Origin of the sequence: Marivirga lumbricoides (assembly GCF_014636295.1) — a bacterium.
Lineage (GTDB): Bacteria > Bacteroidota > Bacteroidia > Cytophagales > Cyclobacteriaceae > Marivirga > Marivirga lumbricoides.
This window is the reverse complement of sequence record NZ_BMEC01000005.1, coordinates 1-16091: the sequence shown is the minus strand read 5'-3', so window position 1 is coordinate 16091 and position 16091 is coordinate 1. Positions and strand designations below refer to the sequence as shown.

11 protein-coding genes are annotated in these 16091 nt (G+C 35.8%); 9 read left to right on the top strand and 2 right to left on the bottom strand.

The features are described 5' to 3' along the window. Position 1: 1 nt before the first annotated feature. From IEV85_RS08630 to IEV85_RS08615, 4 genes are read left to right on the top strand one after another with little or no spacing between them, the layout of a single operon-like run. A complete protein-coding gene (locus IEV85_RS08630; RefSeq protein WP_229712542.1) occupies positions 2-910 on the top strand; it encodes a hypothetical protein in 909 nt (302 codons plus the stop codon). Beyond that, entirely contained in the window at positions 903-1790 is an 888-nt protein-coding gene (locus IEV85_RS08625; protein ID WP_188462304.1) for an N-acetylneuraminate synthase family protein, read from the top strand. The genes IEV85_RS08630 and IEV85_RS08625 overlap by 8 nt, the downstream gene beginning before the upstream one ends. Beyond that, the gene (locus IEV85_RS08620; RefSeq protein ID WP_188462301.1) at positions 1787-2947 is read left to right on the top strand and encodes an acylneuraminate cytidylyltransferase; all 1161 of its coding nucleotides are present in this window, start codon (positions 1787-1789) and stop codon (positions 2945-2947) included. Before IEV85_RS08625 ends, IEV85_RS08620 begins: the two co-directional genes overlap by 4 nt. After that, positions 2944-4965 carry a polysaccharide pyruvyl transferase family protein gene (locus tag IEV85_RS08615; protein WP_188462299.1) on the top strand — a complete coding sequence of 674 codons (2022 nt, stop codon included), beginning with the start codon at positions 2944-2946 and terminating at the stop codon, positions 4963-4965. The genes IEV85_RS08620 and IEV85_RS08615 overlap by 4 nt, the downstream gene beginning before the upstream one ends. 207 nt (positions 4966-5172) lie before the next feature. Here IEV85_RS08615 and IEV85_RS08610 read toward each other — a convergent pair whose 3' ends face one another. Together IEV85_RS08610 and IEV85_RS08605 are read right to left on the bottom strand one after the other, a co-directional pair. Beyond that, positions 5173-6336: an FG-GAP repeat domain-containing protein gene (locus IEV85_RS08610; protein WP_188462297.1), complete on the bottom strand. Its 1164-nt coding sequence runs from the start codon at positions 6334-6336 to the stop codon at positions 5173-5175. Positions 6337-6820: 484 nt separating this feature from the next. After that, entirely contained in the window at positions 6821-8176 is a 1356-nt protein-coding gene (locus IEV85_RS08605) for an alanine/glycine:cation symporter family protein (RefSeq protein ID WP_188462294.1), read from the bottom strand. A 264-nt stretch (positions 8177-8440) separates the two neighbouring features. Here IEV85_RS08605 and IEV85_RS08600 point away from each other — a divergent pair, with 264 nt between their 5' ends. From IEV85_RS08600 to IEV85_RS08580, 5 genes are all read left to right on the top strand, one after another. Further along, entirely contained in the window at positions 8441-10813 is a 2373-nt protein-coding gene (locus tag IEV85_RS08600; RefSeq protein ID WP_188462292.1) for a TonB-dependent siderophore receptor, read from the top strand. A gap of 92 nt (positions 10814-10905) precedes the next feature. After that, entirely contained in the window at positions 10906-12054 is a 1149-nt protein-coding gene (locus IEV85_RS08595; RefSeq protein ID WP_188462291.1) for a PepSY-associated TM helix domain-containing protein, read from the top strand. 202 nt (positions 12055-12256) lie between these two features. Beyond that, positions 12257-13075, top strand: coding sequence for a DUF3108 domain-containing protein (locus IEV85_RS08590; RefSeq protein ID WP_188462289.1), 819 nt, complete (start codon positions 12257-12259; stop codon positions 13073-13075). A gap of 14 nt (positions 13076-13089) precedes the next feature. Next, a complete protein-coding gene (gene menD, locus IEV85_RS08585) occupies positions 13090-14784 on the top strand; it encodes a 2-succinyl-5-enolpyruvyl-6-hydroxy-3-cyclohexene-1-carboxylic-acid synthase (RefSeq protein ID WP_188462287.1) in 1695 nt (564 codons plus the stop codon). After that, positions 14781-15626 carry a 1,4-dihydroxy-2-naphthoyl-CoA synthase gene (locus tag IEV85_RS08580; RefSeq protein ID WP_188462285.1) on the top strand — a complete coding sequence of 282 codons (846 nt, stop codon included), beginning with the start codon at positions 14781-14783 and terminating at the stop codon, positions 15624-15626. Before menD ends, IEV85_RS08580 begins: the two co-directional genes overlap by 4 nt. The last annotated feature ends 465 nt before the right edge of the window (positions 15627-16091 follow it).

Genomic DNA, 16091 nt, shown 5'->3' with positions numbered 1-16091 from the left:
AATGAATATTTTTAAGTCCCCAATACAACGAGTGTTTGAAAATATTTTCCTAACCACTTTTTCTATCCTGAAAATGATAATTTTGGTCCGAAAAAGAGGTAAAAGAATTACTGATCTCACCCATAAAAAACATTTTGTCATTTTAGGCAATGGGCCGTCCTTAGTAGACGAGCTCAAATCAATTAATAAAATACCGAATGAGACAGAAGTAATTTGTGTAAACCATTTTCCTTCTACAGATCAATTTGAAATAATAAAACCTAAATTTTACGTTACAGGTGCACCTGATTTGTGGCTGGATGATATTGATGTGAACTTTGTAGAAAACAGTAACAAGTTGTTTAATAATATAGCAACGAAAACTAAATGGGATTTTAATTTATTCATCCCTTTTGAAGCAAAAAGATATAAACGCTGGCAAGAGCCTCTTAAAAACAATCCGCACATAAAAATACAGTATTACAATAACAATGCTGTAGAAGGTATTAAAAGCTTTAACTATCTTTGCTATAGAAAACAGCTAGGCATGCCAAGGCCGCACAATGTGATGATTCCTTGCTTAAGTCTCTGCTTACAAAGACATATTCAGGATATTTTACTTTTAGGGGTAGGTCATACATGGCTGAGAGATTTAGCTGTAACAAAAAACAATGAAGTATTACTAAATCAGAAACATTTCTACGATAAAGATAAATCTGATGCTAAACCTTTAGATAAAAGAGGAAAAGGAAGTAGAAATCTTTATGAGGTACTTAGTAAATTTACTTTGGCTTTTTATGGTTATTTTGTTATAAATGACTACGCAAATAGCCTAAATGTAAAAATCTACAATGGAACAGAAGATTCCTTCATCGATGCTTTTGAAAGAAAAAGTATTGAAGACTATATCAAAACCTATAAAAATGAGTAAAGGATTTAATTTTAAGTATAAAGCACCGAAAACGGTTGCTGAGATTGGTTGTAATCATAAAGGTGATTTCGAAATAGCTAAAGAATTGATTGACCTTGCGAAAGAATGTAAAGCTGATTATGCCAAGTTTCAAAAAAGAAATAATAAAGAATTACTTAGCAAAGATCAATATGAAGCACCCCATCCCAATCCGGCCAACTCCTACGGTGAAACATATGGAGCACACAGAGAATATCTTGAACTTACAGTTGAGCAACATGCTGAATTAAAAAAGTATTGTGAGCAAATTGGCATAGGATACGCTACTTCCGTTTGGGATGTAACATCTGCCAGAGAAATAATTTCTTTACAACCAGATTATATAAAAGTTCCTTCTGCTTGTAATAATTATTATGAATTACTTAAAGTACTAAGAGATGAATACCAAGGCGGGGTACATATCTCTTTTGGGATGACTACCCACCATGAAGAGGAAGAAATAGTGTCATTCTTTGAGCAAACAGATCAGGCGAAGGACAGATTAGTAATTTATGATTGTACATCAGGCTACCCTGTTCCATTTGAAGATATTTGCATGCTGGAAATTAACCGAATTTATGAAAATTTTGGGCATAGAGTAGCTGAAATTGGATTCTCAGGACATCACTTAGGCATTGCTGTAGATATAGCTGCTTATACATTGGGTGGTAGATGGATTGAAAGACATTTTACTAAAGACAGAACATGGAAAGGAACTGACCATGCAGCTTCTTTGGAGCCAACAGGTTTAAAAAAATTAGTGAGAGACCTACATGCTGCTTACAAATCTCTTACTTATAAACCTACTGAAATATTACCTATTGAAGAGGTACAACGGAAGAAACTAAAATTCAGGAATTGAAAAAAATAGCTTTTATACCGGTACGTGGCGGGAGCAAATCAATTCCTTTAAAAAATATTAAGCTTCTAAATGGAAAACCATTAGTCTATTACATAACTGCTGCTCTGCAGGAAAGCGATTCTATAGATGAAATTATTGTTGCCACAGATAGTACAGCTATTGCAAATGTGGTAAGAGGTTTCCACTTAAGTAAGGTAAAAATCTACCATAGGAAAGAGGAAAATGCGGCCGACCATTCATCAACAGAGAGTGTAATATTAGAGTATATACAGGAAGCCAACGTTTCCTCTGACACTATTTTCATTTTAGCCCAGGCTACCTCCCCTTTCACAAAAGCTGTTGATTTTGATCAAGCATTGAAATTATACCAAAATGGTAACTACGACTCCTTATTAACCTGTGCACGCATTAAACGCTTTTTCTGGGATAGAAATGGACAACCTATTAATTATGATTATAAAAACAGGCCCAGGAGACAGGATTTTGAAGGTGATTTAATAGAAAATGGTGCCTTCTATATTAATACAGTTGCTAATATTATTAAAGACAAGAACAGGCTTTCAGGAAAAATAGGAATCTATGAAATGCCGGAATATACTCAACTGGAAATAGATGAACCATGGGACTGGCAATTAGCCGAACAGCTAATTCTCAAGTATAACAACTTGCCATCGGAAGATAAAAAACTTATTAAGCTTGTTCTATCTGATGTTGATGGGGTTCTGACTGATGCTGGTATGTATTACTCCGAAAACGGAGATGAATTGAAGAAATTTTCCACATATGATGGAAAAGGTTTCGAACTTTTGAGGGTCAGGGGCATTAAAACAGGTATCATAACTGCTGAAGATGTTGCTCTTAATAGAAAACGAGCAAAAAAGCTTCAATTAGATTTTGAGTTTCATGGCATTAAAGATAAAGCTTCTCAACTTAAGTCGATCATTAAAGAAACCGGGATTAGTGCAGATGAAATTGCTTACATCGGTGATGACCTTAATGATGAAGAAGTATTAAAAACAGTAGGAGTTGCAGCATGTCCTGCTAATTCAATATCTAGAATTAAGGAAATTCCTAACATAATCAAACTCCAAAAATCCGGTGGACAGGGAGCCTTTCGGGAATTCGTAGATGAACATATTTTAAAGAATTTTATATGAGTACCTGTATCATTTGCGGAAGCAAAAACATCAAGATATTTGAGCATATAACGAGAGACAATTTCCCTTTGGAGTTTAAAAAATGCGGCAAGTGTAATCATATTGAACAAATACCCCGAAAAGAAACAGATATTTATACCAGTGGTGAGTTTTCTGAAAAATTCAGGGATAGCGCTACCCCTTCTTCCAAAAAAATTAAAGAGTTAGATAAAAGAGCCCTTAAGAGATTTGATTTCTACAAAGACCATATTCCCGATAAAATTGATTTTGCACTTGAAATTGGTAGCTCCATTGGGTCATTTCTTCATATTCTAAAGCTAAATGGTGCTGAAGTAGAAGGGGTCGAGCCGGATAAAATTTTTGCAGACTATTCTCAACACCAGTATGGGTTTAATCAGCAAGGCGTAATGCTGGAGGATTTTCAAAGTTCCGAAAAGTTTGATTTTATCTGTTCATTCCACGTGATAGAACATGTTCCTGATCCTCACGATTTCCTGCAAAGATTAAAATCTGTAGCCGCTGAAGGGGCTACCATTTTACATGAATTCCCTTCTATGGAAATATTTTCATGGGGTGATTTGAAAAACACTTATTGGGAACCCCACCTGCAATATTTTAATGCGGCAAGTGTGTACCTCCTATTTTCACAATATTTCAAAGTAGAAAAAATAGGATATTATGGCGCGGCTCTCTTTGTGGTAGCAAAGAATGAGACACCTGAATTTAAGGAAGCTGCTTTTAATACATATAAAAGAAAAGCTGCCATAGTAAAGAATTTGATTAAAATTACACCCTCGCTAAAACTGAAAAAAGATATAAACCTGAAGGAATTTGGCTTTAGATTATTTACTGAAAAGAATGATTACCTGAAAAAAGCATCCTTTTTTGGTAAATATGCTTTAAAGGAACTTAAGTACGTTCGGAAAGAAAAAAATAAAGGTGGAAAGCATCTTTTTCAGCATTTGACTTATTTTAGGGGTTGGGAAAATGCAGGAGACACAGTATTATCAAAAACTGTGAGGGATACCTTTAATCAAAAAGTATCCATACAGTGGCAATTAAATAAAGTAACGGAAGAAGTCACTGAAAAATCTGTAGAACATTACAATCGAGCAGAACTCATTATAATTGGAGGCGGAGGCCTTTTTCTACCGGATACCAATAAAAATGATAAAAGCGGGTGGCAATGGCCCATAAGTGCCGATTTATTATCACAAATTACCGCACCTATTGCTGTTTTTGCTGTTGGCTACAACTATTTTCCAGGTCAGAAACCCAATGACTTTTTTATTAAAAACTTAAATGCTCTTGTAAAGAAAGTAAAGTTTATTGGCTTAAGAAACTCAGGTAGCATTGATGCTGTCAAGCAATTGGTGGATGCTGATTTAAGAGATAAGATAGTTTATCAACCTTGTACAACTACTATTATAAGGCAACTCACTCAAGAGCTACCTGCTAAAGTTAAGTCCCGGAACATAGCCATTAATATGGCATTTGACAGGTACGAAAAACGATTTGGATCTAAAATTTACGAAACCCTAGATCAGGTTGCGCTAGCCGTAAAGAAGTTAGAAACGATGGGTTTTAAAATCCATTTAACAGGTCATCTGCAAGAAGACAATAAGTTCAGGATTTCACTGGATAAACATGGTGTCTCTTATAAATCTCACACTCTCCAGTTTATGACACCTTTAGAGGTATACCGCTTTTACAATGAGATGGAGATAGTAATTGGGATGAGAGGACATGCTCAAATGATTCCTTTCGGCTTAAACTGTAAGATTGTTACTTTGTCGACCCATAACAAAATGAGGTTTTTTATGGAAGACCTTGGAACCCTTGAATTATTGGTTGACCTTAAAGTAGATATTACAAGCATTACGGAAAGAATCCTTCACTCTGTTGACTTATTAATAGGGAAGGAAGCTTACTACAAAGAACTATTTGATCAGAAACAACATGAATTCTATGTTAAAACTCAACAAAACATACAGCAAATATTAGGTGGGTATAATTAATTATTTTTTTATACAAATGTAATTTTTGCTTTAACGCATCAATATTTATTTTTAAGAAATTCACATCTGGAATTTTATCTAAAATAGTACTAGCGCCTTAAAGATCAAACAGGGATTAAATTAATATATTAAGTAATTTAAAATACAAGTAAAAAAAGGAGACCTCTCAAAGAAGTCCCCTTTTGACACATTAATTGCCTTTACTTATTATAAATTAGAGAAAGTCACATAAACCCCATCTAAATCAAATCCTATAATATCAGACTTGCCATCACCATTCACATCTGCTGTAACACGAGGTTGTAAAATAACATCCCAACCATCATTGTAACCAAAATTATTTGACCAGAGTTGACGATACTGAAATGAACTTCCATTAGAATATGCAACAAATACACCTTCATTGCCAAAACCCACTATATCAGCATTTCCGTCACCATTCACGTCTGCTACTGTTCTAGGATGCTTTGAAACTTCCCAACTGCCATTAAAACAGAATGTACTTTGACTAGAGGTATACCAGGGTTGTCTGTATGAAAATCCAGTACCAGTGGATAATGCTACAAATACTTCATCATTTCCAAAACCTACTATATCAGCCTTTCCGTCACCATTTACATCTGCTATTGTTCTAGGATGCTTTGAAACTTCCCAACCACCGTTAAAACAGAATGTACTTTGACTAGAGGTATACCAGGGTTGTCTATAAGAAAATCCAGTACCAGTAGATAATGCTACAACCACTTCATCATTCCCGAAACCAATTATATCAGCTTTCCCATCTCCATTTACATCTGCAACTTCTCTAGGATGCTTTGAAACATCCCAACCGCCCTCTACGCAGAAAGTATTTTGAGAAGAAGTATACCACGCCTCTCTATAAGTAAACTCTGAACCGGTAGATAAAGCAACAAACACGCCTTCATTGCCAAAACCGATCAAATCAGCTTTTCCATCGCCATTTACATCCGCAACTGCTCTAGGATGTTTTGAAACTTCCCAACCACCATTAACAGTAAAAGTTGGCGGAGTCCAATTAACCCAATTTTCTCGGTAAGTTGAACTTGTTCCATTTGATAAAGAAACATAAACCCCGGCATCACCAAAACCAATTAAATCAGCTTTTCCATCACCATTTACATCTGCAGACATTCTAGGATTTTTACTTGCAGTCCAACCTCCGGTATTATAACCAAAGGAATCGTTGAAGTAACTGATTTCATCATCTATAGAATGAACTACTAAATTATTATTTAATAGACTTTGGTTAGGTAAAGAACTTGTCTCTTCCAAATCATCACAACTACTAAAACTAAACAGGGAAATAAATAAAATACTCAATAGGGAAAAATTAATTTTTTGATCAATCATAATTGTAAAATTTAGGTTAAAACTTCACAAGTGTAAAATAATAATATTTATGATCAAAGGTTTTAATAATATATTAATACCGGTACAAAAGATAAAATAGCCAATATTGGCTTCATTATCTTATTGAAAGAAAATATTGATGGATAATACTTTATCATAGGCTACCAAAATTGTATTAAATCGGCTTTAGCAACAAGGTGCCAAGTTCGTTCAACCGAGCATCAACAGGAAGGCAATAATTTCCTGCACAAGTATGGTATTATTTATAAGTCAAACATTCTGTAGTTTATGACACTTAGTGAAGTATATCATTTTTAAAATGAAATGGAAATAGTAACTAGTATGCAAGGACATACCCAGATGATTTTTTCTGGCTTAAACTGCAGGTTTATTACTTAGATTTAAATATTGTAAATATCAATATAGAGGCCAAAAGTACAGAGCTTATAAATGAAATTTATTTTTCATAAAGAGCCTAGTTCAATTACAAATCAACTTTCTGAAAATAAACCTTTGCTGCCTTTATTACTTTAGGAGACAGTATGAGTGCCGAAATCATCGTTGGAAAAGCCATAAGCGCGTACATTCCATCAATAAGCCCTATAACTGCACCTAACGAGGTAACAGAGCCCCACACCACCATTCCAATATAAAAATACTGGTAATAATGAATATGCTTTGCCCCAAACAGGTAAGAGAAACATTTTGCTCCATAGTAAGAATAGCTGAATAAAGAAGTAATAGCAAAAATTAATAAAGCTATCATCAATATATATCTTCCACCTATTAGAGTATCGTCAAATGCTTTGATGGTAAGAGTCACACCACTTAAACCTTCTGTATGTTCCTGCCAGATTCCTGTAATTAAAATAGCTAAAGCAGTCATGGTACAAACTATAATAGTATCAATTGCTGGCCCCAACATGGCTACCAGCCCTTCACGAACAGGCTCATTGGTTTTAGCTGCACCATGAGCCATAGGAGCTGTACCTATGCCTGCTTCGTTTGAAAATGCAGCCCGCCTGGCACCCGCTACAATAATAGCCCCTACTGCTCCACCCAAAACTGAATTAGCAGTAAAAGCATCAGTAAAAATCAATAACAAATATTGAGGCACCAGCTCATAATTTAACAGTAAAATTGCCACTACAGCAATAACATAAATGGCTACCATCACCGGAACCATACTACCAGCTACCACACCAATTCTTTTTATTCCTCCTAACATTACAAGGCCTACAATAACAGCAAGAATAATACCTATGCTAATTCTAACACCGAAAGTCATTTCTATCCCCAAAGGAATCAATAACCCCTCTCCTAATGCAGCGGTTAGCTGATTTGACTGAAAACTAGGAATAGTACCGAAAATACCAGCAATACAGAATAGTATAGCTAAAGGCTGCCACTTTTTACCTAACCCTTCACGAATCACATACATAGGCCCCCCCTGCAGTTGGCCAAGAGAGTCTCTCCCCCGATACATCACTGCTAATGTGCAGGTGAAAAACTTAGTTGCCATACCAACAAAAGCACTTACCCACATCCAGAATATAGCTCCGGGACCTCCCATTGTAATAGCAACTGCCACTCCACTTATATTGCCCATACCTACAGTGGCTGCTAAGGCAGTGGATAGTGCCTGGTAATGGTTAATATCCCCTTCACTCTTTTCCCCATCATACTTTCCTCTAAGTATTTGAATAGCATGTTTAAAATATCTGAAAGGAAGAAAGCGTGAGTAGAGCATGAAAAATAATCCACCACCCATTAGGAGAATCAATAAAGGTGTGCCCCACATTCCATTGCCAAAGGCGGTAAGTAATTCTTTTAATGTCATTGATTATAAATTCGTAAAATGCTAAAGTACTAAAGAATTAAATATTAAGAGGTAGCATGGTACTGATAAAATGAAAATCAATTTATGTTTGAACTAAAAGAGATTTTAATAGCCATATTTCTTATTGATAGTAAAATTTAATTGCTTTCAATTTTCTTTATAGTATTTAAAAATAGCATTTACGTTTATTTGGATTGATTACAAATAAAATATAAGTTTGCATTGTTTTTAATCAATCTAAATAAATTCTATATCACTATAAAGATGCGTAAATTTTTACTACCGATATTTCTCTTAGTCGGAATGCACTCAATTTTTGCACAAAGCAAAATCACAGGTAAAGTAACAAATCCGGATGGCTCCCCGATTGAATTTGTGAATGTGGTACTGACGGAGGTTAACCTGGGAGCTGTAACCGATCAGGAAGGTAAATATACAATCACTTCTATCAAGCCAGGCCGCTATAATTTAGTAAGCTCTTTTGTGGGCTATCAGTCATCAGAAAGACAAATTCAGGTTCAGAAAAATGAGAATCTACAAATCGATTTTATTTTAAAAGATGATGCTCTACAATTAGATGAGATCACTGTAAGTTACACCCGGAAAAACAAATTCCACAAAGACAGTAGTTTTATTGTATCTAAACTACCTTTAAAAGATATAGAAAATCCTCAGGTATATAATTCCATACCGAAGTCAATTTTGAAAGAACAGGTAGTAACAAATTTTAACGATGCACTAAAAAATGCCACGGGAGTTATACGGCTGTGGGAATCTACCGGAAGAGGGGGAGATGGAGCCGAATTCTTTTCAATGAGAGGGTTTTCAGTGCAGCCCACATTAGTTAACGGAATGCCTGCCATTAATAGTGGAGGTTTGGATCCTGCCAACATTGAATCTCTGGATATCATAAAAGGGCCAACAGGAACTTTATTCGGGAGCCCGGTAATTTCTTATGGTGGTTTAATAAATGTCACCACAAAACAGCCATACGAATCATTTGGAGGTTCTATTAATTACATCACTGGCAGCAATGGCTTAAACAGAATTGCTACTGATGTGAACACAAAAATATCAGACAATTCATTTGCCAGAGTGAACATGGCTTACAATAAGCAAAACTCCTTTCAGGATGCAGGGTACAGTAAATCATTCTTTATTGCACCTTCTTTAAAATTTACTCCCAGTGAAAAGTTAACTTTCCTGGTAAATACGGAGTTTTTATCGAACGAGAGTGCTAATGCTCCTATGCTTTTCTTAAACAGAAATGCTGAATTATCTTACAACAACATCAATGTATTTCAGAAATCCTATACAAAATCATTCACATCCAATGATTTAAACATTAAAAATCCATCATTCGGATTACAAGCCCAGGCACTCTATAAAATTTCTGATAGCTGGACTTCCCAATCAGTAGTATCTCGAAGCAATACAAAGGCAAATGGATTCTACCAGTATTTATGGGATCTGACAGACGGAGAGAGCTTTGCCAGATATATTTCCAAGAGAAATACTGAAACGAATACAACTGATATTCAACAAAATTTTATAGGAGATTTTAAAATTGCAGGTTTAAGAAATAGAATGGTAATTGGATTAGATTATTACAACTCTCTACTTACAGATAACAGCTCTGCTTATGCGCAAAATGGAACTGTGAATATTCAAACTCAGGAAGATACAGGTATATTAACTTCTGCAGGAACAAATGCTTTATTGGAAGACGACTATTCAGGTATTAATGAGGCTTCAAATGAAGTAATAAGTGCGTACATTTCAGATGTAATCAATATAACGCCTGCACTTTCTGTTATGGCGAGCTTGAGATTAGACCGTTTCGGAGGCAAGCCTTCTATTTATGCTCAGGAAGAAATTGATCTGCAATATGCTCTTTCTCCAAAATTTGGCTTAGTCTACCAGGTATTAGAAGAGAAACTTTCAGTTTTTGGTAATTATATGAATGGATTTACAAACGTTCCCCCACAGCAGGTAACTGATGTTGATGGTTCAAACCCCAGAATTAAAACTTTTGATCCTGAAAATGCTAATCAGTATGAAGGTGGAATCAAATCAAACTTCCTTAACAATAGAATTAGTGCTACTGCCAGCTACTATCACATAACTGTTGCCAACAGACTAATGACTGATCCTGAAAACATCAACAATTCAATTCAAGGTGGAGAGGTTGTTAGTCAGGGCTATGAATTAAGTTTAGCTGCTAACCCTGTAAATGGCTTGAATATTATTGCCGGATATAGTTATAATGACAGTGAAGTAACGAAGGACTTTGAAGCTTCAGGGTATTTGGGATTGAGACCTGAAGAAGCCGGACCTGCAGAACTCATTAACTTTTGGGCAAGCTATACTATTCCAACTGGCTCTCTAAGAGGACTGGGGATTGGTTTTGGAGGAAATAGTGCAAGTGAATATAAAACCTTAAACAGAGCAGGTACAGGAACTTTCATACTTCCAGCCTACCAGGTTTTTAACGCTTCCTTATCTTATTCTACATTTCAGTATGATCTAATTTTCAAAGTAAATAATCTTAGCAATGAAAAGTATTTCTCCGGATGGTCAACCATTACACCTCAAAATCTAAGAAATGTCTCGCTCAGCCTGAATTTTAAATTTTAATTGAGAAGGAATAGTCAAATAATAAGATTAAATAGCTCGGGTGTGTACCCGAGCTATTATTGTTTGTAGTGGCAATAATTAACTTTAAATTGATGAAAAAAGTACTTGGCAAAATCCATCTTATTATAGGTCTGGCATCGGGTTTAGTAGTGTTTATTGTGGCAATTACCGGCTGCCTATGGGCTTTTAAAGATGAGATTAAATCATTTTCTCAGGAAGAATTGCGATTTGATCCATCTGATAAGTCTTTTATAAGCATTTCAGCAGCCGAGGAAATTGCCCACAATGTATTTCCTGGGAAATTGATTCATGGTATTTTATATGATGATATAACTAAACCTGTAGAAGTAATCTTTTATCAGCCGGAGCCTTTATTCTACAGTTCCATTTTTCTTCATCCCACTGAAGGAAATGTTCTGAAAACAGAGGATCATTTAAATGGTTTTTTTGCTTTTGTACTGGATGGTCATATTCACTTATGGCTGCCTGAAAAAATTGGAACGCAAATAGTAAAATGGTCTACGGTACTATTCTTTATTCTGGTACTAAGTGGGATTTACCTTTGGTGGCCTAGAAACAAGAAAAACTTAAGACAGCGATTTAAACTTGATTGGAAAAAAACTACAAAATGGAAAAGGAAAAACTTCGATCTACACAGCATCCTGGGTTTTTACATAAGCGTATTTGCTCTGGTTTTTATCTTAACAGGCTTGATAATGGCCTTTCCTATAGTAAACGAAGCAGCTTACCGCGTTATGGGTGGAGATAAAAAAGCTACATTTCTTATTCCGAACGCTTCCAAATATAATGGAGCACAGGAAGAAAAACCTATTGATCAATTACTTGTTAAATTACAGAAAGAGTATCCTAACGCAAATGATTATGAGATTCACTTGCCATATACTGATTCATCCTCTATTTATGTAGAAGTCTCTAATCAAGACGGAGTATTTTATAATTCCGACTTTGTATATTTTGACCAAAACACTTTGGAAGAAGTACCCTCGGACACCTATTATGGAAAGTATGATGAGGCAAGTGTTTCTGATAAAATTATAAGAATGAATTATGATACCCATGTAGGAGCCATAGCAGGCTTACCTGGTAAAATAATAGCATTTCTTGCAAGTCTGGTGGTAGCATCACTACCTGTTACAGGTAGCCTTTTATGGTATGGTAGAAAATTTAAGAAAAAAAAGAAAAGAAATAAGGTTCAGACTAAACATGTAGTTGAATTTTAACCTATACTCTACATCATCTTTTAAAGTATTAATATGCTGGAATTCTTTGCGTTTTTTTTACAATGATTTACATATTTAAGATGACTGGAATATTTAAAAAGCTAAGAAAGTTGCTACATACAACCAAAATCATGAGAAAAGGTCTCTATGAAATTATTCCTAAAATAAATAACAATATATTTACAAATCGTTTATTCTCTTTATGAGTAAGATTTCTTTCATTGTTATTATCACATTACTTCTTTCCCCACAGTTAAGTATTTGTCAATGTCTACCTCAATCAACCGCTTACAAAGCAGGTGAAGAGATATGGTATGATGTTAAGTACAACTGGGGAATTATTTGGGTAGATGCTGCTGAGGTAAAATTTGCAGTAGAAGATGCTAAATGGGAGGGCGAAGATGCTTATTGGTTTAAGGGCTATGGCAGATCAATGCCCAAGTGGGACTGGGTATATAAAGTAAGGGATTCCTTTGACGCGATTGGCACAATTCAACAATTAAAACCTCTTTATTTTCACAGAAATACCAACGAAGGAGGCTACAAGGTTGATGAAAAATACTGGTTTAAGGATGAGCAAAATATTATCAAATCCTCTATTATCACCAGTGAAAAGGATGAGAAGCAGGTAAAAACTTTACCCTATAAAGATTGCATCTGGGATGTTTTATCAGCTATCTATTATGCCCGCAACCTTAACTTTGAAGGGTTTCAACCAGAGCAAAAAATACCTTTTAATTTGATTGTAGATGGGAAAATTCATAACCTGTTTGTACGGTATCTTGGCAAAGAAGAATTGGAAATGCCGGATGGAAAAATCTACAAGACCATAAAATTCAGTGCATTACTGGTAGAAGGAACCATTTTTGATGGTGGTGAAGACATGACTGTCTGGGTTTCAGATGATAAAAATAAAGTCCCTCTCAAAGTGCAGGCCAAAATAAAAGTGGGTTGGGTAAAAGCATTCCTAAGAAGCACAAAAGGATTGAAATATAGTGAAATTGAACCGCTCAATCCTTAAATTGCATCTTAATTATGCAACAAGATATTATCAATAATATTGCAGAAATCTGCTATCGTCAGGGAATTTCTAAAGCAATCATTTCACCCGGTAGCAGAAATGCTCCCTTAACATTAGCGTTTGCACGCCATCCTCATATACATTGTTTCTCTATTAGTGATGAACGCTCAGCAGCATTTGTTGCCTTGGGAATGGCGCAGGCAGGTAAAAATCCCACAGCAATAATATGTACTTCCGGATCAGCTGCACTAAATTATGCTCCAGCTATTGCTGAAGCTTTTTTCCAGCAGATCCCTCTTCTAATTTTAACTGCTGACCGGCCTCCGGAGTGGATTGACCAGTGGGATGGGCAAACCATCAGGCAGGAAAACATCTTCGGAAAGCATGTAAAAAACTCATACAATTTTCCTGTTGACCTATCACATAAAGATGCTAAATGGCAAGCCTACAGAATAATTAATGAAAGTATTTTATTGAGCAAGGTAGAAAGTAAAGGACCAGTTCATGTTAATATTCCTTTTCGGGAGCCATTCTACCCGGCAAAAGAATTTGAGTGGAAATATGATCCCCATATTCCAATAATAAGCCAATTTTCAGGAATAAAAGAGTTAAAGGCAGATGCAAAAGCCCAATTGCTTGAAAAATTCTCAGCGTGCAACAAAGTGGCTTTTTTACTGGGACAGGAGGATTATAATCAAGACTTTCTACAAAAGATTGATGAAATTTCTCAGAAGCTGAATATTCCTGTTTATGCGGATGTAATTTCAAATGGACATAATTTAAAAAATGCCATCACCCTTACAGATACTTTGTGTATGTCGTTGGTAAAAGTAGCTGACGATAAATACGTCCCTGATTTACTGATTAGTATGGGAAAAAGCATTATTTCGAAAAATCTGAAGTTATTTCTAAGAAACCACACTAAAAGTCAGTGGCATGTAAGCGAAGCTTTGCAATTTATTTCAGATCCTTTTCAAACACTTCAACAATTGGTGAGCTGTACGCCCTACTCCTTTTTAGAAATTATAGGTGAGGCAGAAGCCAAGAACAATGAATTTCTATACTTGTGGAAGAATGATGAAGATAAAAAGCAAGTAAAGACTTCGGAGTTTTTAAATAGTAACACTTCTGATTTCAATGAATTATCAGCTTTACATCAGGTTTTAATTAACTTAAAGCAGCCAACGCAACTTCATTTAGCTAATAGCCTAAGTGTAAGGTATGTAAACTTTATAGGGTTAAAGAACTTACCAATAGAAAAAGTTTGGGTAAATAGAGGTACCAGCGGCATTGATGGTTCTAATAGTACAGCTATGGGGCATGCGATTACTAACAATCATAAGCAACACCTCTTAATAACAGGGGATGTAGCCTTTTTTTATGACCGGAATGCATTCTGGCACCAATATCCATATCGCAACCTGAAAATAATTCTACTCAATAATCAGGGGGGCTCTATTTTCAGAATGATACCCGGCCCGCGTGACCAGCCGGAACTTGAGAATTTTTTCGAAACCAAACAAACCCTTAATGCTCAATGCTTGTCCAATGAGTTTAACATAAAGCATTTGGAGGCTAATTCTTTCGAAAAACTTAAAGCTAAAATTGAACTCTTTCTTGAATCAGAACATACTTCCCTTTTAGAAATTAAATCAGATAGTATCACAAATCAAAAAACATTTGAAGCATTTAAAACATATATAAAATGAGCAAAATACAGTGGACAACAGTAAAAGAATATACTGACATTACTTACAAAAGAGCAGGAAATGTAGCCAGAATAGCTTTTAACAGGCCAGAGGTAAGGAATGCATTTCGACCAAAAACTACTTCTGAATTGTTTGATGCATTGTTACATGCACGTGAGGATGACGAAATAGGAGTTGTACTTCTTTCGGCTGAGGGACCCTCCCCTAAAGACGGTGTATATGCATTTTGTAGTGGTGGAGATCAAAAAGCAAGAGGAGAACAAGGATATGTGGGAGATGATGGTGTAGCCAGGCTTAATATCCTGGAAGTTCAACGTTTGATTCGTTTCATGCCCAAGGTAGTGATAGCTGTAGTGCCAGGATGGGCAGTAGGCGGTGGTCATAGTCTACATGTTGTGTGTGACATGACCCTTGCCAGTAAAGAGCATGCTATTTTTAAGCAAACAGATGCCGATGTCACCAGTTTTGATGGAGGTTACGGTTCAGCTTATCTGGCTAAAATGGTAGGGCAAAAACGAGCCCGTGAAATCTTCTTCCTGGGTAGAAACTATTCAGCGCAGGAAGCTTTTGACATGGGAATGGTAAACGCTGTTGTTCCGCATGAAGAGCTGGAAGATACAGCTTACCAATGGGCTCAGGAAGTACTGGAAAAATCACCACTCTCAATCAGAATGTTGAAATTTGCTTTTAATGCCACTGATGATGGTATGGTAGGTCAGCAGGTGTTTGCGGGTGAAGCTACTCGTTTAGCTTATATGACGGAGGAAGCAAAAGAAGGAAGAAATGCCTTTTTAGAGAAAAGAAAGCCTGATTTCAATAAGTTTAAAAGAGTGAGTAATTAGGGAGCAGAGATGAGATATTAGAGTCTGGATTTTAGATTCTGTAATCTAAGCCTCATAGTTCTGGTCTTATATAGTTTAGTACTTAGGGCGTACTTGATAATTACTTTAGCCAAAGGAAAACATAAGAGCTGGACTGATGAAGTTCAGCTTTTTTTATTTTGATCCTCGATGTTTAGGTGTTTAGATTCTTGGAAAAGTACAAAATTACAGATGTTTCTATTTGTAAATCTGAAGAATTTCCTATTTTGAATAGTATGGACACACTGATCCCATGACATTTTCCGACTTAAGTTTATGCAGCCTGAAGTAGGGGTGTTTTCTCTGATTTCCGTTTGCTAAGCTTAACAGCATTGGCCATCATGACAGCGAAGAAAACATGCATCATTTCTCGTTTCTCTCCCTTAACCTTGATTTTATTCAGGCCGTAGGCCGTTTTATGGGGTCCAAAACTTCCTTCCATCACCG

What these genes read in the sequence shown, in the direction of transcription:
- IEV85_RS08580 (WP_188462285.1), top strand. Translation starts at nt 14,781, where the DNA reads ATGAGCAAAATACAGTGGACAACAGTAAAAGAATATACTGACATTACT.
- IEV85_RS08610 (WP_188462297.1), bottom strand. Translation starts at nt 6,336, where the DNA reads ATGATTGATCAAAAAATTAATTTTTCCCTATTGAGTATTTTATTTATT.
- IEV85_RS08595 (WP_188462291.1), top strand. Translation starts at nt 10,906, where the DNA reads ATGAAAAAAGTACTTGGCAAAATCCATCTTATTATAGGTCTGGCATCG.
- IEV85_RS08600 (WP_188462292.1), top strand. Translation starts at nt 8,441, where the DNA reads ATGCGTAAATTTTTACTACCGATATTTCTCTTAGTCGGAATGCACTCA.
- IEV85_RS08630 (WP_229712542.1), top strand. Translation starts at nt 2, where the DNA reads ATGAATATTTTTAAGTCCCCAATACAACGAGTGTTTGAAAATATTTTC.
- menD (WP_188462287.1), top strand. Translation starts at nt 13,090, where the DNA reads ATGCAACAAGATATTATCAATAATATTGCAGAAATCTGCTATCGTCAG.
- IEV85_RS08625 (WP_188462304.1), top strand. Translation starts at nt 903, where the DNA reads ATGAGTAAAGGATTTAATTTTAAGTATAAAGCACCGAAAACGGTTGCT.
- IEV85_RS08615 (WP_188462299.1), top strand. Translation starts at nt 2,944, where the DNA reads ATGAGTACCTGTATCATTTGCGGAAGCAAAAACATCAAGATATTTGAG.
- IEV85_RS08590 (WP_188462289.1), top strand. Translation starts at nt 12,257, where the DNA reads ATGAGTAAGATTTCTTTCATTGTTATTATCACATTACTTCTTTCCCCA.
- IEV85_RS08605 (WP_188462294.1), bottom strand. Translation starts at nt 8,176, where the DNA reads ATGACATTAAAAGAATTACTTACCGCCTTTGGCAATGGAATGTGGGGC.